This window comes from Cellvibrio sp. PSBB023, from assembly GCF_002007605.1.
Taxonomy (GTDB): domain Bacteria; phylum Pseudomonadota; class Gammaproteobacteria; order Pseudomonadales; family Cellvibrionaceae; genus Cellvibrio.
On sequence record NZ_CP019799.1, the window covers coordinates 3,607,960 to 3,629,054 of the forward strand.

Here is a 21,095-nt window from a genome sequence, read left to right on the forward strand (position 1 = left end):
ACCTAACCCGGATTTCTTGCGTATATACTTGCAACCAAAGACGCACGCATAACAATCAGATTCATCGATCAAATCGGATTAGCCAATGAAACATATCGTACGAAATGCACTTTTATCGCTGGGTTTGGTAGCTGTCGCCCAGGGCGCTATGGCTGCTGGTGATGCTACTGCGGGTGCGGCCAAGGCAGCTGTGTGTGGCGCATGTCACGGTGCCGACGGCAATAGCCTGGTTGGGACCTTCCCGAAATTGGCTGGTTTGGGTGAGAAGTATCTTCTTAAGCAGTTGCACGACATTCAGGCGTGGGATCTGGAACAAGACGCTGCCAAAAAAGCCACTACCGGCCGCAAAGTGCCAGAAATGGTGGGCTTGCTGGCCAATTTGAATGATCAGGATCTGGCGGATATCGCCGCTCACTTTGCCGCACAAACTATGCAACTGTCCGGCTCCAAGCCGCTGGAAGTTCAGGTTAACTCCGGTTTGAAAGTGGATGCACTGGCGCTGGGTCAACGCACCTATCGCGCAGGTAATATCGCTACTGGTGTGCCAGCGTGTACCGGTTGTCATACCCCCGATGGTAAAGGCAACGTTGCTGCAGGCTTCCCGCGTTTGAGTGGACAGCACCCGGAATATATTGAGAAACAATTGCGTGCGTTCCGCGCGGGTGATCGTACTAACGATGGCGATCAAATGACAATGCGTTCAGTGGCTGCCCAGTTGAGCGATGCAGAAATTGTTGCATTGGCTAACTACATTGCCGGTTTGCATTGATCGGACAATCGTTAACATGTGTTAAAAAAGGCGACTCTGGTCGCCTTTTTTATATCTGCTCTTTACAGATAGGACCTCGAGTCGCAGAATCCGGCCCAAGCTGGGAACTAGTCAGCGCAGTACAGGACTAATCTCACAGGTTTTTGCGCGATATTAGATTAACAACAATGACAGTTTGAGGAGTGGTTTATGCGTATTTTGGTTGCCCTGTTAGGGCTGGTGTTTTCGCTGAGTGCCTGTGCGCAGGAGTCAGCCGATACTTATAAAGAAGGTCAGCACTACATTACATTGGAGCAGGTGGTACGTACGGCTGACCCGAGCAAGATTGAAGTGGCGGAGGTGTTTGCCTACTCTTGTCCACACTGTTTTGATTTTGAGCCCATGTTGCAGGCCTGGGAGAAAAAGCAGCCGCAAGACGTATACCTGGCTCAGACTCACGCCATGTGGAACCCACAAATGGAACCATTGATCCGCGGTTACTACACCTCGGTCGCCCTTAAAGTGAAAGAAAAAACCCATATGGCGGTATTCAACACCCTGCATTTGGAGCGCAAGCAACTCAATAGCGCGGAGCAATGGGCGGATTTCTTTACTACCTATGGCGTGGATAAAGAAAAAGCTTTGAGCACCTACAATTCATTTGGTGTTACCAGCCAGATCAAACAAGCCGAGGCGCGTGCGCGCAGCTACAAAATTACCGGTACCCCGGAAATGGTTGTGGATGGCAAATATCGCATCAGTTCACGCTTGGCCGGCGGCCATGCAGAGATGCTGAAAGTGGTTGATTTCCTGGTCGCCAAGGTTCGTGCTGAGCGTGCCGGCAAAGCGCCAGCCCAGTAATCCGGATTAGTCCTTTCTATCGCACAACCCGCGCAGCCTTGGGCTGCGCGGGTTTTGTTTTTTTATGTCGCTGGAAATGTGATTTAGCCACCAGTGACTATACTGAATTTCACCCATTTCAATGCCTCGATCCAGCAGGTCCCTATAGGTTTTATGACAGTCAACTCAAGCGATAAAAACAACTGGCGCGAAAAGTACCTCAATGCCCTTGATGAACAGGAGCAGCTTGAAAAAAAGTTTGCCGAACAACAGGCGATTTTGCGCAGCGCGCTGGTTCGCGTCAGCGTTGCAGCCGATGGGCAGGATGATGTTCTGGATAAAATCCTGGCAGCGCTGCGCGAAAAATTACGTGGCGATATGAGTGCGGTCGATATGGCCGATATGCTGGTGCAACTGGAGCGTGCCGCGTTGGGGTTTGAGGCTCATCGCGAGCAGGGCACCCAGGATGTTCGTCAGGCGCTGATGGACATCACCAAGCCCTTGCAGCAATTCAAATTGTCGCGCGGTGTGCGCAAGGCGCTTGGCGATTATCTGGCCCAGTTACCCCAGCGCAGTAAAAAAGTGCGTCTCTATCCGGCGTTGTTACAGCAACTGGCGGAGATTCAACAGCAGGCGCTGAGTGAAATCGAGCAGCCCAAAACCGGTTTCTTTGACCGTCTGCTCGGTGCCAAAACTGTACCTGGCTCAGTGCCAGCGGTAGATTCCCCCGAGGATCTGTCCGAGGATGCGGCGGTGTTGGAAGCGGCGAGTGCAGCCTTGGAACCACATCGGGAAGAGGCGCGGCAGTCACTGAATATCAAACCGCGCGCCAGCAGTCAGGTGCCTGACCTTGCCCCTGAATACGCCGCTGAAATTGCCCGCGTGCTCAATGAATTTTTATTCAGCCTTGAAAACGAAGTGGCGATTAAAGAAAAGGTTGAGGCCATTCGGCAAAAAGTCGATCAAGGGCTGGCGCAGACGGCATTGATTCCAACGCTGGAAGCGGTGCGCGATTTGGTGATGGAAGCTTACCTGGCGGCCAATCAGGCATTTGCCAATTACCTGAAAAACGTCAATCAGGAGCTGGCAGAAATTTATGCGCTGCTAGGTGGCGCGGTAAAAAATAATCAGCAGGAACTCGCCGCATCGCGCAAATTGCAAGACGATGTAATGCGTGAAATGAGCGATTTGGAAACCAGTACTGACAGTGCCACCGACATTAATCAACTCAAAGACAGGGTTAAATCCCAAATTGGCAATATTCGTCAGGCGATTGACCAATACCAGCACAATGACGCGACCCAGAATCAATTGGCTCAGCAGTTGGCTACCCTGAGTGAAAAAGTTAAATTGATGGAAGACGAGGCGGAAAAAAATCATTCCAGTTTAGAAAAACATCGCTACAAAGCACTGCATGACCCACTCACTGAATTACCTAACCGCGAAGCCTATAATGAGCGCGCCACCGCCGAAGTGTTGCGCTGGCAACGCTATCAGCGCCCTTTGACTATCGCTATTTTTGATATCGATTATTTTAAAAAAATTAACGACAACTTTGGTCATCAAGCGGGTGATAGGGTGATTAAAGTGATTGGTCGTTCCATTGCCAAACGGTTGCGCGAAGTGGATTTTTTCTGTCGTTATGGCGGTGAGGAATTTGTCGCCTTTATGCCCGAGACAGATGCGGAATCCGCATTAGTCGTACTGGAAAAAGTGCGTGAAGCAATTGCCAAGGCGGCATTCAATTACAAGAATCAACCCATGTCCATTACCCTGTCTATTGGTTTGACCGACTTTGTGACGGGTGATGATTTAGCCAGTGCATTTGAACGCGCCGATAAAGCGCTTTACCGCGCCAAGTCAAACGGGCGCAATCGCTGTGAACTTCTCAAAGGGACATCGGAATGAACGCATGGTTTGGTGTAAAAAAATACCTTGTTGCGTCAGGTTTTTATGTGTTGTCACAAGCGGTTGCGGCGGCACAGTTGAATGCAACCATTGTGGACGCCCAAGGCGCACCGCTGGATGACGCCGTGGTTGCGCTGATTCCAGCGCAGCAACCGGATTACAATTCGCTGCCCACCGCGATTATGGATCAGCGGCAAAATATGTTTGTGCCCAAGGTGTTGGCGATTCGCACCAATACCCAGGTGCGTTTTCCCAACAGCGATGATGTGCGCCATCACGTCTATTCCTTCTCGCCAGCGAAAAAATTTGAATTGCGCCTCTATCACGGCATGACGGCGGAGCCTGTGGTGTTTGATAAATCGGGCACAGTCGTTTTGGGGTGTAATATCCACGACTCCATGGTGGCTTATATTTATGTTGTGGACACGCCTTATTTTGCCAAGAGCAATGCCTCTGGCCAGTTACACATCACAGCACCTGCCGGTGACTATAAACTGCAGGTGTATCACCCGCGGTTGAGCGGCGATTATCCAGAGTCTAGCTTGCAGTTAAGTGATGCCACACCATCGCAACAAACCATCACGTTACAACCGTTAAGTGACTCCGCTGGCGATGCGCCAACGGATGAACTCTCCACGTTGTTTTAACGGGAATGCGCAATGCCAAAATTTAGTTATCTGCTCAAATTACTGACTTTTTTAATTGGGCTGGTTATTGCGCTGGAAACCATTTCCTACCTCGCGACACGAGTCATCATCAACAAAGCAGTCACACAAAATGCGCGCGCGGAATTGTTGGCGGGCGGTGAATTGTTTTCGCGGATTATGCAAAAAAACGCTGAGCAACTAGCCCTCTCGGTAAAAGTGCTTACGGAAGACTTTGGTTTTAAAGATGCTGTAGCGACCAATGATGAAAAAACCATTGCTTCGGCCCTGATGAATCACTCGGCGCGGGTCAAAGCCGATATCGGTGTGATGATAGGCAATGATGGCAAGCTGGTGGCGAGCGACGAAAAATTTGCCTTGCAGTTGGACAACGAGTTTGCCGGCTTGCAAGCCCAGGCACAGGTGCGCGGCCAGGCCTACGACATTATTTTTATCGACGGTCATGCTTATCAATTTGTGATGTTTGCGGTAAAGGCGCCGGTTGTTATCGGGCTTGCAGGCATGGGGTTTGAAATCAAACAGGATTTCAGTGCAGAGTTGCGCAAGCTGACCGGACTTGAAGTGTCTTTTGTCAGTCACTTGGACAATGAATTTCACTACTTGAACGGCACATTGCAGGATGAACAACCGAACAATTTGATTGCACAATTGGCATTGAATGAAAAATTGGGCGATGTTTTTATCTATGACGATTTTATTTCCCTCGCCGTACCTGCCACGCGCCAAAACCAGCAGCTCATTGCGGTATTGCAGGTACCACTGAGCCATGCGCTATCGCATTTCTCACATTTGAATGTGCAGCTGTTTATTTTGGCTTTGGTATTTTCCCTGTTGGCGGGGGTTGCAGCATTATTTTTAGCGCGCAGTGTAACGCGCCCGGTTACCCTGCTGGCCACCATTGCCCGGCGTATTGCCGGTGGTTTTTATTCAACGCCCATTGTGGTGAACTCTGCCGATGAACTGGGTGACCTGGCGCGCGCTTTTATCACTATGCAAAAAGCGATTGGCGAGCGCGAACAGCAAGTGCTGTATCAATCGGAGCACGATCCTCTCACCGGGCTTCCCAATAGGCTATTAATTTTTCCCCGTTTAGAAGATTCCATTTCGCGCTCAAAGCCGCTGCAGCAATCAGTGTTTTTGTTGGTGATTGATATTAAAAACTTCACCCAGATTAACGATGAACTGAGTCAGGAAATTGGTGATGCGGTATTGCGCGAGGTCGGGCAAAAAATTGATCGCCTGCTCAATTACGGCGAAGTATTGCGGTTGGGGAGTGATGAGTTCCTGGCTATTTTAATGGCGCCGGACAAAGCCGCGATTAACGAATGGGTTGAGTTAATTCACGCCGCGTTTAAAACACCTTTGCAGGTCAGTGGTATTCAGGTGAGCGTGGAGATGAATATCGGTATAGCGGCCTACCCGGAGGATGCTGATTCGGCCGATTCCCTGTTGCGCCGTGCCAATCTTGCCTTGAACCATGGGCGCAACAGCGAACAGCGCAGTTGCTGGTATCAATCCGGGTGGGATGAAAAACACCTGCGGCGCTTGCATTTATTCCGCGAATTTGAAACCTCCTTGCATGCCGGCCATATCAGTTTGTATTACCAGCCTAAAATCAATTTGGAGCAGCCCGATACACTGGGTGCAGAAGCGCTGGTGCGCTGGCATCACCCCGAATTGGGTTTTATCAGCCCGGATGAATTTATCGGGGTAATTGAAAGCTCGGGGCAAATTACTATTCTCACGCGCTGGGCATTAAAAACGGCCATAGCGCATTTGCGTCAGTTGTTGGATGAGCAGATAAAAATTACCTGCTCTGTGAATCTCTCGGCATTGGATTTACTGGTGGATGAATTGCCAGCCTATGTGGCCGAATTGTTACAGTCACAGCGTGTACCGGCAGAAAATCTGGTGCTGGAAATAACCGAGAGCGCGATTATGCGCGAGGCAGATAAATGCCTGAACAATTTGCGCCGCTTGCGCGATCTGGGTTTGACCTTGTCGATTGATGATTTTGGGACAGGTTATTCATCGCTATCACAATTGAAAAAATTGCCGGTCTCTGAATTAAAAATTGATAAATCATTTATTTTGAATTTGGATTCCAGTGAAGACGACCAACTCATTGTGCGCTCCACTATTGAGTTGGGGCATACCCTCGGCTTGAGTGTAACGGCAGAAGGCGTTGAATCCGAAGCGATTAAGACCCTGCTAAAACATTATGGTTGCGATACTGCGCAAGGCTATTTATACAGTAAGCCATTACCGGCAGCAGAATTTATCCGCTGGGTACACACCTATCTTATAGGGCTTGGACGATGAAAAAAATAATCGGGGGGCGTGCCCGGTTTTGCGCGCTGTTACTGCCTTCGCTGCTGATTGCCCCAACACTGGCAGCGGCGGAATTGGTATCCGACAAAATAACTCGCAGCCGGTTATTGGCGACGGGCGGCGCCTCTACTATTGAGGGCAGTGCGGGCGGCGGTATAGTGCCTATGGCTGTGCTTGCTGGTTATGGTGCACAGGAAGAACAAGGGGCCGTGGCCTTTGCCAGTTATGTGGATACTGGCGATTACCAATTGGAAGTCGTGGGTGGCAGTTGGAGTTGGCGTAATCGGGTGGAGTTGTCTATTGCCCAACAAACCTTAACGCACGAATCGTTGACGGCGGCCTTGAGTTTACCGACGGATTCCATCAGCCAGCGCATTATTTCTGCCAAGCTGCGTGTGGCGGGCGATTTAATTTACACGCCTATGCCGCAAATCAGTATTGGTCTCCAGCATAAAAAAAATCTGGATTTTCTAGTGCCCGCTGCGGTGGGAGCAAAAGACGATTCCGGTACGGATATTAATCTTACGGCAACCAAGTTAATACTCGGCGCGGTGTTTGATCGCAACCTGTTGCTCAATGCCAACCTGCGTTATACCAATGCCAACCAAACCGGACTGGTGGGGTTTGGCGGCGATAAAAATAACCAGCGCGATGTGGTTGCAGAAATCTCGACGGGTTTATTATTGAATCGCCATTGGTTGGTGGGCGCGGAATATCGGCAAAAACCCAATAATTTATCCTTCATCAAAGAGGATGATTGGCAGACAGTATTTGTCGGCTGGTTTCCTAATAAGCGCATCGCGCTGGTGGCGGCCTATGTTGATTTAGGCGAGGTCGCTACCTTTAAAGATCAAACCGGCTGGTATTTGTCATTGCAGGGGAGTTTTTGATTATGTGGCAGCGTTTATTCAAGGGGTGGTGCGTGCTGTCCATGACACTATTACTGTCGGCCTGCGCGAATTCTGCTAAAGAGCCATCGCTGTATGAGGCATTGGGGCAACAGGCTGGCATCGATAAAATTACCCATCAACTGATTTTAAATTTTGCCCGGGATGAACGAGTGAAGCACCGTTTTAAAGGTGTGAATATGCAGAAATTCAAAACGGGTTTTGTAACTTATGTGTGTGCGATAGTCGAGGGGCCATGTCAGTACAAGGGTGATGATATGAAAACAATTCACTCGGGCTATGGTTTTACCAATACGGAATTTAATGCGGTGGTGGATAATTTAATTTTAGCCATGGAGCAGTGCGCTATTCCAGTGAGCACACAGAACCGTCTGCTCGCTAAATTGGCGCCCAGCTATGACGATGTGGTGTATCGCTAACACAAATGTCACACGCCAGCGATTAACACTATTTAACCAATATCGACAAATTTGTTCTCTCTGCTGAGCCGACATAGGTTTATGCTTTTGTGCGACTTGACTATAAGTGTGGTTCGGCATCGCACTTCCATCCAGTCCTGATAATTTGCATAAATAACAATACGGGCTTACCTATGAAGAACACATCCCTCGCGGCAAGTATATTTGCCGTTGCTATTGCATTTGCGCCCTGCAGTTTCGCCAACAAACTGACTATTAATGAGCAAGACTATTTTGAAATGCAGGGGCTGAATGTCACTGTGTTTAGCGATATTTATCCCGATGGACACCAAACAGGTGTGACGGTCATCCAACACGGCAGCCGGGTTGCTGCCAATGGTGACTTGCGTCTGGAAATTTCACCGGGACAGTGGTCGCCCGTGCCAGTTGGTGGCAAGCAAGTGGTGGATAAAAAAACACAAACCATCACCCAAACCTTGTCGTATCCCGACCCGAGCAAAGACCGTAAAGGTTTTAATCCGATTATTTATCCCGACCTGAAATTTACCTACGATGTCAAAGTGACAGCCTTGGAAAAAAACCAATTTAAAATCACGGTCGATTTGGAAAAACCCTTGCCCGCCGAATGGGTAGGCAAAGTGGGCTTTAACATGGAGATATTTCCCGGCGAGTTTTTTGGAAAATCCTGGTTGTTGGATGAGCAGGCGGGGATTTTCCCGCAGCAACCCAATGGCCCGCTGGTGAATCCGCATGGTGAATTTTTAACGGCGCCACTCGCGACCGGTAAAAAATTAATTGTCGCCCCCGATGCCGATAAACAACGCATGACCATTGAAAGCAAAACCGGTGCACTGGAATTGTGGGATGGCCGCGCCAATCACAATAATGGTTGGTACATAGTGCGCGGGGTTGTTCCCGCCGATAAAACAACGGCGGCATTGGAATGGGTTGTTACGCCCCATGTGATAAAAAATTGGGTTTACGAACCAGTGATCCAAGTATCGCAATTGGGCTACGGCGCGCAGCAGCCTAAAAAAGTGGTGATCGAACAAGACAAGCGCGATACCAAAGCCTCGGAAATAAAAATCTTCAAGTTAAGCGAATCCGGTAAAACCCTGGTGAAAAAAGCCAACGTGGAGCCCTGGGGCAATTTCCTGCGCTATCAATACATGACTTACGATTTCTCCAGTATTACCGAACCGGGAATGTATCAAATCAGTTATCGCGATAAAACCTCCCACGCATTTAAAATCGGCGATGATGTTTTTTCGCGTCATGCCTGGCAGCCGACGCTCGAATATTTTTTGCCGGTGCAAATGTGCCATATGCGTGTGAACGAAAAGTATCGTGTGTGGCACGGCATAGATCATCAGGATGATGCGATTATGATGCCGCTCAATTTTAATCATATTGATGGTTATATTTCGGATGGCAGCACCCGCACGTCATTTAAACCCGGTGAACGCGTGCCCGGTTTGGATGCCGGTGGTTGGCACGACGCTGGCGATTACGATTTGCGTGTGGAATCGCAAATGGGCACTGTATGGCTGCTTGCCATGATGGTGGAAGAATTTGGTTTGGATCACGATGCGACCTTAATTGATCAGGAGAAAAAACTGGTTGAGATTCACGTGGCGGATGGCAAAAACGATGCGCTGCAACAAATTGAACACGGCTTACTGAGTGTGCTGGGTGGTTATAAATCCATGGGGCGTTTGTATCGCGGTATTATCGAACCGACTATTCGCCAGTACGTATTGCTCGGCGACGCCATGGTGCAAACTGATAATTTGCCTTACGACCCATCGCTGAAAGAGGGTGAAGTAAAAAATGGCAAATCCGGTACGCCCGACGATCGCTGGGTATTTACTGAAGATAACCCCGAGCGCGAATTAGATGCCGCTGCCGGTTTGGCCGCCGCTGCTCGCGTGTTGAAAACCTACAATCCACAAATGGCAAAAGACGCGCTGGATGCAGCACAAAACCTTTATAAAATTGCCGCGCCCAAAACCACCAAGCAGGATGTTCGCATTTTTGCTTTAGCGGAATTAATTCTGGCAACGGACAATGATGCCTATCGCCAAGAGCTGATTGGGTTGCAAACGCAGGTAGTGGCCGAGATTGATAAAACCGGCTGGGCAATTGGTCGCGTGATGCCATCAATCAAACATAAACAGTTTGTTGCTGCTGTGAATGCGGCGGTGGATAGCTATCAACAACAAGTGCGCGAGCGCGCCAAAACGGAATCACCTTATGGTGTACCTTACAAACCGAATATTTGGGGCGCCGGGTGGAGCGTGCAGGATTTTGGTGTTAAGCAATATTTCTTCCATAAAGCCTGGCCGCAATTTGCCGGTACGGATTCTTATGTCAATGCGCTGAATTTTGTATTGGGTGTGCACCCCGGAAATAACACCCAAAGTTTTGCCTCAGGCGTGGGTGCCAATTCAGCCACTGTTGCCTATGGTGTAAACCGCGCTGACTGGTCTTACATTCCCGGTGGTGTTATTTCCGGTACGGCGCTGATTCGCCCGGATTTACCGGAATTAAAAATCTGGCCATTTTTCTGGCAGCAAACGGAATATGTGATGGGCGGTGGTGAGGCTAATTATATGTTTCTGGCATTGGCGGTGGATCAGTTAAACAGCGCACCGAAATAATGTGCTGTTGCATTCTGTATTTATTGTAACGACGTTTTTTGTGTTGTTCATCAACCCCCGGCCATTCGCCGGGGGTTTTATGTTTAGAGAAGAATCACTTTATAATGCGCTCACACAGCGGGCATTTTCTTCCAGAGTTGAGCTGACTCAACCATAAAATGCTGAAGAGTTGCTATGAAAAAAATTGTGATTGTAGGCGGCGGTACAGCCGGTTGGATGAGCGCGTTAATTATGGCGCGCGAGTGGAGCCGGCAAGGTGTCAGTATCTGTTTGGTGGAGTCGCCTGAGGTTGGCATTATCGGTGTGGGTGAGGGTTCAACGCCTGCGCTGAAATTATTTTTTGATCGTTTGAATATCGCTGAGCAGGAGTGGATGCCTGCCTGTAACGCAACCTATAAATGCGGGATTCGTTTTGATGGTTGGTCCACGCACGCCGGGTTTGAATCCTACTTCCATCCGTTTTCTGCGGCGTTGGATCGACAGACCTTGCCGATGTTTATGCACAATGCGCAAGCGCGGTTGCGCGGTGCCAATGTCTATGCCCAACCGGATCGTTTTTTTATTGCGTCACGCCTGGCGCAGCAGTGCCTCGCCCCCGTTGCCCCGAGCATTTCCCGTTTGATGTGCACTATGGCTACCATTTTGATTCCACCTTGCTCGGGCAATTTTTACGCAAGAAAGCGCTGGCCTTGGGTGTGGTGCACGAGCTTGGCCATGTAGTGGCGGTGAAGCAGCATGAACATGGTGATATTGCCAGCGTGCAATTGGCGGGCGACAAACATATCGCTGCGGATTTTTTTGTCGATTGCACCGGCTTTTCCAGCCTGTTGTTACAAAAAACCTTGGCAGTTCCCTTTATCAGTTATGCCAATAATTTGTTGAACGATGCAGCGGTGGCTTTGCCATCGGCAATTGATGAAAAAATTCCCTCGCAGACGCTGGCAACCGCTATGTCCTGCGGTTGGGCGTGGAAGATTCCGCTCACCAATCGCTACGGCAATGGTTATGTTTATAGCTCGGCATTTTGTTCGGCCGATCAAGCGGAATATGAATTGCGTGCGCATTTAGGCTTGTTGGATGCCGATGTGCCGGTACGTCATTTGCGGATGAAAATTGGCCGCGTGGAGCAGCATTGGGCAGGCAATTGTTTGGCGGTGGGTTTATCCCAAGGGTTTATTGAGCCGCTGGAGGCGACGGCCTTGTTTTTGGTGCAACAAACGGTAGCCGTGTTTGCTGAGTATTTTACACGGGGCGAGTTTACCCATCGCTTGCGGGACGAATTCAACCAGCTCATCAATAATCACTTTGATGGTGTGCGCGATTATATTGTCACGCATTACAAAACCAGTTCGCGGCGCGATACGGAATACTGGCGTGCGAACACGGCGAATCAGCAGGATGTGTCGCCGGTGATGTTGGCCTTGTATCGCAGTTGGTTTGAAGGCAAGGATCTGGCGGCGGAAATTAATCGGCTGCAGATTGGCAGTTATTATCCGGCGCCCTCCTGGTACAGCATTTTCACGGGCATGGGCATTGTGCCCAAGGGTGAACAATTGCGCACAGCCACTGCCGAAGAGGCTTGTATTGATATCAATGCCGTGGATGAATTTTTGCGTCGCTGTGCATTGAATTTCAGCGACCATCGCGCGCAGTTGGCGCGCTGGCAATCATCGGAGTGATAAGGCTTTTGCTGACCCATAAAAAAGCTCTGCACCAGGCAGAGCTTTTTTAGGTTCAAGGTGATTACTGTGGGAGCCAGGCTCCCACTCACTTAGAACTTGGCGCGAACACCCAGGGTATAGCGAGCTTCGTAAATGTTTTGGTCGACAACAACGTCGGTCCATTGCATATAAGACTCTTCATACTCTTCGGTCAGGTTGGTGCCTTGCAAGTAAACAGTAACGTTGTCGTTAATGTCGTAGCTTACTGAGGCATCAACATAGGCGGTCGGTGCTGACCACATGGCTGATGGGTTGCCATCAATCCACTGACGGTTCATGAAACGTTCGCTGCGGTAGTTGTAGGCAATACGTGCTTGCCACTGGTCGTACTCATACCACAATACGGCGTTAACCTGATTCTTGGAGTTGTCTTGTACGGGCATGGTTTTGCCGTAGAAGTCTTTTTGGCTGCCTTCACCGGTGGTGTAGGTGTAGTTCAGGGTAGTACCCAAGCCACTCCATGCACCCGGCAGGAAATCGAAGCCTTGTTGATAAGCCACTTCCCAACCTTTCATCACGTTACCTTCGGTGTTCTCGGTCACGGTCAGATCGATCTGGTTGGTATTGCGCAGCACGCCATCCGAGTCAGGTACGGGATCGATTTTGGTGCCTCTGGTGGCGATACCGGTTTCCAGATCTACACGGAAGGCGCCAACGCTGACCATGCCGCTATCGGAGAAGTACCACTCGAAGGATGCGTCATAGTTTTCTGAACGCCATGGGTTCATGTAAGGGTTGCCGTATTCAGACGCACTTACGGATTTGAACACATTGTTGGTTGAGTCGTAGTTGGTGGTGAAAATACGGCCGCGACCCAAGAGGTTGGCATCCATTTGCTGCATGGTCTTGGTGTAGGCCAAGCGCAGTTTGGTGTTATCCGAGGTATCAAACGCGATGTTCATACGTGGCAGGAAGTCATTGAAGCCGCGCTCAATCACATCGGTGCCGGTAATGGTGCGTGGAGTACCGTCGAGAGTTGGGTAGGTGACACCATCAACCACGGTCGTGTAGGTGAAGTCACGCTCGTACTTGGTGATAGACAGGTCAGTTTCGATGTACTGCAAGCCAACGTTTGCCTGGTATGGCAAGCCAGCTTCGCCTTCAAAGGATGCTTGAACATAGAAGGTTTGGGTTTTGTCTTCAACGATGTAGCTTTCAGCACCATCTTTTACGCGGACGTTGCCCGGGTACAGTTTTTCCTGGAAGGCGAGGTTGTTCTTCATCGCGTTAGTGTCGATAAAGTAGTAACTATTGCCATCGCTCGCTGGGCCGAAATCGCTGATAGAAGTAATCAAGCCCATATCTTGCAGATCAGTGAAAGAGAAGGTTTGTGCGATAGTTTCGCCGCCTTTCACGCCTTCAAGACCTGAGTCTCTCCATTTGGAGTAGACGGTCACGTCATTGCCGTTGGCATCTTTCACCACGAATGGCGCGACGTAATCGTACTGGTCACGAACAACTTCACGATCCGCAAAACGGTAACCGAAGTCCAGCTTCACACCGTCCTGGAAGTCATAGGTTCCGTCGATACGGAATACATCCAGAGTGGATTCTTCATCGCGGTTTTGGTCGGCAAAGCTGGATACCAAACCGTAGCCGTTGATGTCCTGACCGAAACCTTCAGGGTAGGCAAAGCTTGGGTGTTTGCCTGAGAAGTCAGCGACAACAGGTACTCGATCCGGGCCATAGCCACCTGGGTTAACCGGTGCTTTTACGCCGCCGACATTGGTGCTCAGGCCGTGTTGCGCACCGCTGGTGATGAAGGCATCGGCAAAGTTACGGGTAGCGTCGTTGGTTGCATTGCCGTGAATGTAGCGCACCGAACCGCTCAGCTTGTCGGTTAGCTCAAGGTTGGCTTGCAAATTGAAGTTGAGCGATTCGCGCTCGGACATTTGGGTTTCGCTTTTGGCGAGTACACGCACCGCATCCAAATCGGTGATAGACGTGGTGTAGAAATCTTTGCCATTACCGCCAACTGCTTTGCCGCGATTAACTAAAGTTGCGTCTGGGTTGGCAGAAATCCAATCGTATGAACTCCAGGCGTTGTCGGCGATCAGGCCGTTAACATAGTCGCCTTGATCCATCTTGGTGTAGAACACATCGGCCAATAACTCAATGCTATCGGTGGCTTGGAACTGCACGCTACCGGAAATACCGGTACGCTCACGCTCAGTGGTTTTGTTGGTTGCGCCATAGTCGATGGTGCCGAAGAGCACATCGTTGGTGTCGCCATCGTTGGTCAGGTCGGTTGGTGTGCCGTAACCCGGCCATTCACCAGCAGCGGTACTCTCGTTGTAGCCGCGGTACCAGCCTTCGCTGTACATACCATAGCGGTAGTTGGCCATAGTGGCTTTAGAGTTGGTCACGGTCACAATGGCACCGAAGTTATCGCCATTGTTAAAACCGGCAAAGCCAGCCACTTTATGGCCGGTTTCATCATCGGTGTAGCTGCCTTGTGAACCCTCAGCAGAACCGGCAAAGGTCCAGCCCTGTTCCATATCAAATGGACGGCGGGTTTTCAGGTCGATAGTACCGGCAACACCGGCAGCCAGGGTTTTGGCTTCAGACGATTTCATTACATCCACGCGCGACAACAATTCGGCAGGGATATCGGTTAATTCTGGTTGGCTGGTGGTGATTGAGCCTGCGCTCAAAAATTGTTCGCCGTTCAAGAGGGTGCTGACTTGCGGCATACCGCGCACGTTTACTTGGGCGCCTTCACCCGCGCTGCGGCGGATTTGGATACCGGGGATACGTTGCAGAGAGTCGGCGATAGTGGTGTCTGGCAGCTTGCCGATATCTTCAGCGCTGATGGCATCCACGACCGAGCCGGAGGTGCGTTTCACATTGACCGAGTTGGTCAAGGAGGCGCGAATACCCGTAACAACCACTTCTTCCAAACCTTGGTCTTGTGCATAAACACCGGTGGTGAGGCTGGCGGCAATCAGGGTAGAGAGTAATTTACGGTTAAAACTTGCAGAACTTTTCATGCGTGTAGGTCCTCTAGTTTCTGAATTGTTATGTCGTTTATCGCCAGCAAATGTGTTTGGCTGCGGGCGCTCGGCCGGGTGGGGCTTGTGATGTGCACTGACCGTCCCACGCTCAAGAGGGCGGAATCCTATTTGTAATCGTTTACATTTTCAAATCTTTTATGCGTAAAAAAATGTGTAAAAAATGAAAAAGTTCACAGGTGAAAACCTGAAAAGTGAGTTAGCTTTTGTCTATCTATATGAAAAATAAGCCATTAAATAGATTTTTTGAGCGGAGATTTGAAAAATAGGGCGCCGGATATGACCAATGTCATACATACAATTTTTTGCAACCGATTACATTTCGTTACGCATGATGAGTAAGCCAATAGGGTTGTGAGTAGCAGTAATGGCTGGGAATGCTGCGAAAAGGGGTAGGTGGTGGAGAGTTTGATGCGGGTGGCATTAGCGGAGAGAACCGGGGCTGGGCAGCCCCGGTGTGTAGCGAGGCTATTAGCGAATCTGGCGACGGCGACCGGCAACCAGGGCCAGCGCGCCAAACATCATCAGCAACAGTGAGGAGGACTCGCTAACAGCGGTAGTTTTTTGCGCAATTACCGCAATCACGTTGTCGAGGCTGGTATTGCCTTCGGCGACGCCACCGACAATTGAGAATCCGCGCAGGCCGTTGGTGCTATCAAAACTGATGGTTTGGTAGTTACCAGGATAGTCATACGCACCTTCAAACGAGCTGATCCACACCGAATGAATCAGGTTGTTATCCATGTCGTATGCCTTAAAGAACAGGTTGGTATCCCAAGTGGTGATATCGATGGAGAAGTTGATAATGCTGCGGCCAAAATCATCATTAAAACGGATATGGGCTTCTGTATCTGCAAAGTTTTCATCGGCTAACCAAAGGCCATCCAGGTTGTCTCCGCGCAGGCTGTTGTCACGAAAAATGGGGTGAAGTTCGTAATAATTGTGTAAGTTCGAGTTCAGGCCCAGCCAATTGCTTTCCCAAGCGGGGAAGTCATCGTTAAAATTTTCTGTGTAAGTAATGGTGGCGGCAGAGGTTGTGCCAGCAAACAGGCAGAGCGATAACAGTAATGCAGAGATGCTTCTCATTGTTTTTTCCCGGGGGTCTGTTGGGTGTGCGAGCGTTACTATGGTCGCCGCATCCTGTAAGGTGTGAATCATCACATGTTGTGTGAAGCGGCTGAAAAAGCAATTTATGCGCCACATAGCAAGTTATTGATATTAAATAAGTTTTTATTTTCACTTTTTGTTTATTGTAAATTTTATCGACACAAGTATTTATTTTTTCTGCTTTTTGCACGCGTCCAGTGCTTTGTTTTTAAGGAAACACCATGATTCCAACCAACATCATCACCGGTTTTTTAGGGGTGGGGAAAACTACCGCTATCAAACAATTACTTGGCGCCAAACCGGAGGGCGAGGTCTGGTCGGTACTGGTGAACGAGTTTGGTGAAATCGGTATTGATGGCGCGCTGCTTAAAGAGACCAATGCCCATATACGGGAAGTGCCGGGCGGCTGTATTTGCTGCGTCGCCGGGCTGCCGATGAAAATGGCGCTGAATATGCTGATTGCCCGCACCAAGCCGGATCGCATCCTGATCGAGCCTACCGGCCTGGGTCACCCGGAGGAAATCATTAACACCCTTACCGGCGAGTACTACGATTCGGTCTTGGATTTGCGCGCCACCCTGACGCTGGTTGACCCGCGCAAGCTGAGCGATACGCGTTACACCGGTAATGCGACTTTCAACGACCAACTCGCCGTGGCCGATGTGCTGGTTGCCAACAAGATCGATCTCTGTTCGCCGCTGGATCGCGCCAATTTCGACGATCTTGTCGCTAGTTTTAACCCGCCCAAACAAGCGGCCTTTGCCGTGGAGCAAGGCGCGCTGGCGCTGGCGTGGCTGGATTATCCGCGCCAGCCTCATCAACTTGCGCATCCGCAACACCATGCTGCCGCCAAACAAAATCGCTTGAGCCCCCAACGCGAGCTCTATAACGCCGCGATCAAACTGCCAGACGACAAGGCGTTCCTGCGCCGCGAAAACCAGGGGCAGGGCTATTACTCCTGCGGCTGGATGTTTCAGCCGCAGATCCAGTTTGACTTTAATCAACTCTTTGGCTGGATGACAGGTCTGGATCTGGTACGCGCCAAAGCAGTGATGAATACTGACCAGGGTATTTATATGTTCAACGCCGAGCAGGCGGTGCTGAGCGTGAAGCCGCTGGCGGTAGATGCTGAGCTGGATCTGCTCGACAGTCGTATTGAATTGATCAACGATCAACCGCTCGCCGCCGATGAGCTGGAGCAGCAATTATTGCAGTGGCGTCGAGGGGAATCCTGAGTGGAAAAATTCTCGACACCTGTGGCGGCCAACGGAAATATCACCAACTTAACGGTAATGGGCTAAGGTTAATGGTAGGGTTCGCGCCGCAATACCACGAATAAAATCAAAATAGTCATAAAACCAACGTAGATCGACGGATCAGAGGTTAACAAAATGATGTTACTGCTTTCACTTCTCGCGATATGGATATTGGTCGCCATACTGACTTACCGCCAGGTGGCTTTGGCGGCGGCGTCATCGATTGTGATTATTGCCTGGCTAGTGCTCGGTGCTATCACACCGGCCATGCTCTCGCCCTGGTTGGTTGTGCCCCTGGCAGTGATTTTAGTGGTCTTGAATGTGGGCGCCGTGCGCCGTGCGGTGCTGACCAAACCGGTATTTGGCATGCTGAAAAAAACCATGCCGCCCATCAGCGCCACGGAGCGCGATGCACTTGAAGCGGGTACTACCTGGTGGGAGAAACAGCTGTTTAGCGGCCGCCCGGACTGGAATGAATTTGCCGGTATTAGCCTGCCGCAACTCACGGCAGAAGAGCAGTCATTTATCGATAATGAGGTCAGCCAACTGTGCGCGCTGCTGGATGAATGGAAAATCCAGAATGACCTGAAAGATCTGCCACCAGAGGCTTGGCAATTCCTCAAAGATAAAAACTTCTTTGGCCTGATCATCCCCAAAGAATACGGCGGGCGCGATTTCAGCCCCTATGCGCAAAGCCGCATCATGAGCAAAATCGCCAGCCGCTCCGGTACCGCTGCAGTTACTGCCATGGTGCCTAACTCTCTCGGCCCTGGCGAACTGTTGGTTAAATACGGCACCGAAGAGCAGCGCCAGCGGTGGCTGCCCGGCTTGGCCAATGGCACTGAAATCCCCTGTTTTGGTTTGACTGGCCCAGAGGCGGGCTCGGATGCGGGCTCCATCCCCGATACCGGTATCGTCTGCAAAGGCATGTTTGAAGGGCAGGAAGTCGTTGGCCTCAAGCTCACCTTCAGTAAGCGCTGGATCACCCTTGCGCCCGTGGCAACCGTGGTTGGCTTGGCATTCAAGGTTTATGACCCTGAAGGGCTGCTCGGAGATCCCAACAAAACCGACTACGGCATCACCTGTGCACTGATTCCCGCCAATCACCCGGGTGTAGAGATTGGCAAGCGCCACAACCCCGGCTCGCCCTTTATGAACGGTCCCATCTACGGTACAGATGTCTTTATCCCGGTCGATTGGATTATCGGCGGCGCCGCCATGGCCGGTAAGGGCTGGCGCATGTTGATCGAATGTCTCGGCGCCGGTCGCGGTGTGTCGCTACCAGCACTCTCCACCGCCAGCAGCGAGATGAACTATCGCATGGTCGGCGCCTATGCACGTATTCGTCGCCAATTTAATACCGAAGTGGGCAAATTTGAGGGGGTGCAAGAGGCGACTGCTGAAATCGCCGCGACCGGCTATACCTTGGAAGCCATGCGTCAATTTGTCACCAAAGGCTTGGAAACCGGTGCGCCCTCGGTGATGACCGCCATGGCCAAATACCACGCCACCGAGTTGATGCGTAAATCGGTTGAGCATTCCATGGACGTTGTGGGTGGCCGCGCCATTCAAAAAGGCCCGCGCAACTTTTTAGTGGCCTCCTACCATTCGGTACCGGTGGCTATCACCGTGGAAGGCGCCAATATTCTTACCCGCTCGCTGATGATTTTTGGTCAGGGTGCCATGCGTTGCCATCCCTTCCTATTTGAAGAGATGCAAGCCATGCAGCTTGAAAATCCGGCGGAAGGCTTGAAAAAGTTCGACAAGCTGTTCACTGCGCACCTTGGCCATATCGCCAATAATATGCTGCGCACCAAGCTGCTGGGCTTGGTGGGCGGTCGCTTCAGTAGCCTGCCTGCCAACGCCGATGACTTCAGCAAGCGCTGGTATCAACGCATTAACCTGCTCAGTGCCGCGTTGGCGTCCATGTCGGATATTGCCTTGGGCGTTTTGGGTGGCAACCTCAAGCGACGCGAACTGCTGTCGGCGCGGTTGGGTGATGTGCACAGCCAGTTGTTTATCGCCTGTGCCATTTTGAAATTCCACTCCGCGCACCCGCGCACCCGTGCCGAAGATGCCCATGCAGAATATGCCCTGACTCGCGCGCTCTATATCGCCCAAGAAGCCCTGCGCGACTTTGCTGACAACTTCCCGATGAGGTCTCTCGCCTGCGTGATCCGTTTTGTCGCTATGCCATGGGGCAGCATCGTCAAGAAGCCAAACGATCACTTGATTCGCGAGTTGGGTGACTTGATTATGGAGGAAAACCCCGTGCGCACTATGCTTGCACAGTACCTCTATGTCAGCCACGACCCGGAAGATGCGTTCGGGCGCGTAGAGAGCACCTACCAGATGCTCCTGTCCCTCGGCCCCGTGTGGCACGCCTTCCTCAAGGCCAAAAACAGCGGCAAGATCAGTGGTGCAACTACCGAAGAACAGGCGAAAGATGCCGCGGCGAAAAACATCATCCAACCGCAAGATGTCTCACGCATAGTGGACTACGATGCCCGCCGCTTCGATTGCCTGATTACTGACTCTTTCGACAAACTGTAAGTGCACTTTGATTTTGATCCAATAAAAAACCCGCTACGGCGGGTTTTTTATTGTCTGGCTCTAGTTCTGTACCGTTTGGGTTAAGGTTTCAGGGTGCGTTTTAATGTTATTGTTCCTGATAACAGCAGAAACCTGCTCCAGATGGCCAGTATTATCAGCCACAACAGCGGGGCGGGGTAATTATGGAGGAAAAATTTGCGATAAAACCTAGTCATGCCTTTATGTTTGTGCCACTCCACAAACAGCGGTCTGCTGCTACTGCATGCACCCTGCGCATGGGTTATTGGCGCATTGGGAACAAATAAAATATCCCAGCCTGCGCGAATAAAGCGTATGCACCAGTCCAAATCCTCACAGTGTAAAAAGTATTCATCATCCCAAAGGCCGACAGCTTTCACTGCCTCTGGCTTGACCAGCATATAAGCCCCCGATATTGCCTCAACGCGAATCGCATGGTCGGGTAGTGGCTGCAGGTGAAGGTTAAAGTCCACCAACAAATGCGGCCAGCGGCGGGCAAAACGCTGTAGGCCAAAAGCACTGACCAGTGTACGGCCCGGTGTGGGGGTAAGCCGCCTGCCGCCTGCCTGCTCCGTGCCGTCGGTATTAAGCAGTAGTCCGCCTGCCATACCTGCTTGCGTGTTAATTTTCAAGGTTTGATAAAGTGTCTCCAGGCTACCGGGGGGCAAAGGCAGTCAGGGTTGAGAAATAGCCAGTAACCTGGCTGTGCATGAGTAGCGCCTATGTTACAGGCGGCAGCGAATCCCAGGTTTTGCGTGTTGCGAATGATTGTCAGGCGGCTATCTTGGGGGAAGGTGTTTTCAAGTTTTGCAAGGCTATCATCTTGGGACTGATTGTCGACTACCAACACTTCCCGTACATCATCAATGACCGAACGAATACAGTCGAGTAACCCTGGGCCGGCATTATAATTAACGATGATTACGGAAATGGGTAAAGACATAGACACA

16 protein-coding genes are annotated in these 21,095 nt (G+C 50.8%); 12 read left to right on the forward strand and 4 right to left on the reverse strand.

The window, feature by feature from the left end; translation table 11 throughout:
* Positions 1-85 precede the first annotated feature (85 nt).
* The 10 genes from B0D95_RS15575 (at position 86) to B0D95_RS15615 (ending at position 12,158) form a co-directional block, all read left to right on the forward strand.
* Positions 86-769 carry a c-type cytochrome gene (locus tag B0D95_RS15575; RefSeq protein ID WP_078044757.1) on the forward strand — a complete coding sequence of 228 codons (684 nt, stop codon included), beginning with the start codon at positions 86-88 and terminating at the stop codon, positions 767-769.
* A 189-nt stretch (positions 770-958) separates the two neighbouring features.
* Positions 959-1,609, forward strand: coding sequence for a thiol:disulfide interchange protein DsbA/DsbL (locus tag B0D95_RS15580; RefSeq protein WP_078044758.1), 651 nt, complete (start codon positions 959-961; stop codon positions 1,607-1,609).
* Positions 1,610-1,762: 153 nt separating this feature from the next.
* Entirely contained in the window at positions 1,763-3,496 is a 1,734-nt protein-coding gene (locus B0D95_RS15585) for a GGDEF domain-containing protein (RefSeq protein ID WP_078045789.1), read from the forward strand.
* Complete coding sequence (locus B0D95_RS15590; protein ID WP_149867928.1) at positions 3,493-4,143, forward strand: methylamine utilization protein; 651 nt, start codon at positions 3,493-3,495, stop codon at positions 4,141-4,143. Before B0D95_RS15585 ends, B0D95_RS15590 begins: the two co-directional genes overlap by 4 nt.
* A 12-nt stretch (positions 4,144-4,155) precedes the next feature.
* Positions 4,156-6,483: an EAL domain-containing protein gene (locus tag B0D95_RS15595; protein WP_078044759.1), complete on the forward strand. Its 2,328-nt coding sequence runs from the start codon at positions 4,156-4,158 to the stop codon at positions 6,481-6,483.
* Positions 6,480-7,382: a DUF3034 family protein gene (locus B0D95_RS15600; protein WP_078044760.1), complete on the forward strand. Its 903-nt coding sequence runs from the start codon at positions 6,480-6,482 to the stop codon at positions 7,380-7,382. The genes B0D95_RS15595 and B0D95_RS15600 overlap by 4 nt, the downstream gene beginning before the upstream one ends.
* Positions 7,383-7,423: 41 nt before the next feature.
* Positions 7,424-7,819 (forward strand): group 1 truncated hemoglobin, encoded by a 396-nt coding sequence (locus B0D95_RS15605; protein WP_246841625.1) that lies wholly within the window; start codon positions 7,424-7,426, stop codon positions 7,817-7,819.
* 173 nt (positions 7,820-7,992) lie between these two features.
* A complete protein-coding gene (locus tag B0D95_RS15610; RefSeq protein WP_078044762.1) occupies positions 7,993-10,479 on the forward strand; it encodes a glycoside hydrolase family 9 protein in 2,487 nt (828 codons plus the stop codon).
* Between the two features lie 174 nt (positions 10,480-10,653).
* Positions 10,654-11,199, forward strand: coding sequence for a tryptophan 7-halogenase (locus B0D95_RS21015; RefSeq protein WP_256386831.1), 546 nt, complete (start codon positions 10,654-10,656; stop codon positions 11,197-11,199).
* Positions 11,103-12,158: a tryptophan 7-halogenase gene (locus B0D95_RS15615; protein ID WP_256386872.1), complete on the forward strand. Its 1,056-nt coding sequence runs from the start codon at positions 11,103-11,105 to the stop codon at positions 12,156-12,158. Before B0D95_RS21015 ends, B0D95_RS15615 begins: the two co-directional genes overlap by 97 nt.
* A gap of 92 nt (positions 12,159-12,250) precedes the next feature.
* On the opposite strand, the gene B0D95_RS15620 is transcribed toward B0D95_RS15615, so the two are convergent.
* Both B0D95_RS15620 and B0D95_RS15625 read right to left on the reverse strand, forming a co-directional pair.
* Positions 12,251-15,190, reverse strand: a complete 2,940-nt coding sequence (locus B0D95_RS15620; protein ID WP_078044763.1) for a TonB-dependent receptor — start codon at positions 15,188-15,190, stop codon at positions 12,251-12,253.
* Positions 15,191-15,682: 492 nt separating this feature from the next.
* Positions 15,683-16,297 carry a PEP-CTERM sorting domain-containing protein gene (locus B0D95_RS15625; RefSeq protein WP_078044764.1) on the reverse strand — a complete coding sequence of 205 codons (615 nt, stop codon included), beginning with the start codon at positions 16,295-16,297 and terminating at the stop codon, positions 15,683-15,685.
* Between the two features lie 242 nt (positions 16,298-16,539).
* Between B0D95_RS15625 and B0D95_RS15630 the strand changes: the two genes are divergently transcribed.
* Both B0D95_RS15630 and B0D95_RS15635 read left to right on the forward strand, forming a co-directional pair.
* A complete protein-coding gene (locus B0D95_RS15630; protein WP_078044765.1) occupies positions 16,540-17,553 on the forward strand; it encodes a GTP-binding protein in 1,014 nt (337 codons plus the stop codon).
* Between the two features lie 156 nt (positions 17,554-17,709).
* Positions 17,710-20,127, forward strand: coding sequence for an acyl-CoA dehydrogenase (locus B0D95_RS15635; protein ID WP_244904596.1), 2,418 nt, complete (start codon positions 17,710-17,712; stop codon positions 20,125-20,127).
* An 80-nt stretch (positions 20,128-20,207) separates the two neighbouring features.
* On the opposite strand, the gene B0D95_RS20685 is transcribed toward B0D95_RS15635, so the two are convergent.
* Together B0D95_RS20685 and B0D95_RS20690 are read right to left on the reverse strand one after the other, a co-directional pair.
* Positions 20,208-20,753 (reverse strand): glycosyltransferase family 2 protein, encoded by a 546-nt coding sequence (locus B0D95_RS20685; protein ID WP_210403636.1) that lies wholly within the window; start codon positions 20,751-20,753, stop codon positions 20,208-20,210.
* Positions 20,754-20,773: 20 nt separating this feature from the next.
* Positions 20,774-21,088 carry a glycosyltransferase family 2 protein gene (locus B0D95_RS20690; RefSeq protein WP_210403637.1) on the reverse strand — a complete coding sequence of 105 codons (315 nt, stop codon included), beginning with the start codon at positions 21,086-21,088 and terminating at the stop codon, positions 20,774-20,776.
* Positions 21,089-21,095: the final 7 nt, after the last annotated feature.

What these genes read in the sequence shown, in the direction of transcription:
- B0D95_RS15630 (WP_078044765.1), top strand. Translation starts at nt 16,540, where the DNA reads ATGATTCCAACCAACATCATCACCGGTTTTTTAGGGGTGGGGAAAACT.
- B0D95_RS15585 (WP_078045789.1), top strand. Translation starts at nt 1,763, where the DNA reads ATGACAGTCAACTCAAGCGATAAAAACAACTGGCGCGAAAAGTACCTC.
- B0D95_RS15580 (WP_078044758.1), top strand. Translation starts at nt 959, where the DNA reads ATGCGTATTTTGGTTGCCCTGTTAGGGCTGGTGTTTTCGCTGAGTGCC.
- B0D95_RS21015 (WP_256386831.1), top strand. Translation starts at nt 10,654, where the DNA reads ATGAAAAAAATTGTGATTGTAGGCGGCGGTACAGCCGGTTGGATGAGC.
- B0D95_RS15610 (WP_078044762.1), top strand. Translation starts at nt 7,993, where the DNA reads ATGAAGAACACATCCCTCGCGGCAAGTATATTTGCCGTTGCTATTGCA.
- B0D95_RS15590 (WP_149867928.1), top strand. Translation starts at nt 3,493, where the DNA reads ATGAACGCATGGTTTGGTGTAAAAAAATACCTTGTTGCGTCAGGTTTT.
- B0D95_RS15620 (WP_078044763.1), bottom strand. Translation starts at nt 15,190, where the DNA reads ATGAAAAGTTCTGCAAGTTTTAACCGTAAATTACTCTCTACCCTGATT.
- B0D95_RS15605 (WP_246841625.1), top strand. Translation starts at nt 7,424, where the DNA reads ATGACACTATTACTGTCGGCCTGCGCGAATTCTGCTAAAGAGCCATCG.
- B0D95_RS20690 (WP_210403637.1), bottom strand. Translation starts at nt 21,088, where the DNA reads ATGTCTTTACCCATTTCCGTAATCATCGTTAATTATAATGCCGGCCCA.
- B0D95_RS15625 (WP_078044764.1), bottom strand. Translation starts at nt 16,297, where the DNA reads ATGAGAAGCATCTCTGCATTACTGTTATCGCTCTGCCTGTTTGCTGGC.
- B0D95_RS15635 (WP_244904596.1), top strand. Translation starts at nt 17,710, where the DNA reads ATGATGTTACTGCTTTCACTTCTCGCGATATGGATATTGGTCGCCATA.
- B0D95_RS20685 (WP_210403636.1), bottom strand. Translation starts at nt 20,753, where the DNA reads ATGGCAGGCGGACTACTGCTTAATACCGACGGCACGGAGCAGGCAGGC.
- B0D95_RS15595 (WP_078044759.1), top strand. Translation starts at nt 4,156, where the DNA reads ATGCCAAAATTTAGTTATCTGCTCAAATTACTGACTTTTTTAATTGGG.
- B0D95_RS15575 (WP_078044757.1), top strand. Translation starts at nt 86, where the DNA reads ATGAAACATATCGTACGAAATGCACTTTTATCGCTGGGTTTGGTAGCT.
- B0D95_RS15600 (WP_078044760.1), top strand. Translation starts at nt 6,480, where the DNA reads ATGAAAAAAATAATCGGGGGGCGTGCCCGGTTTTGCGCGCTGTTACTG.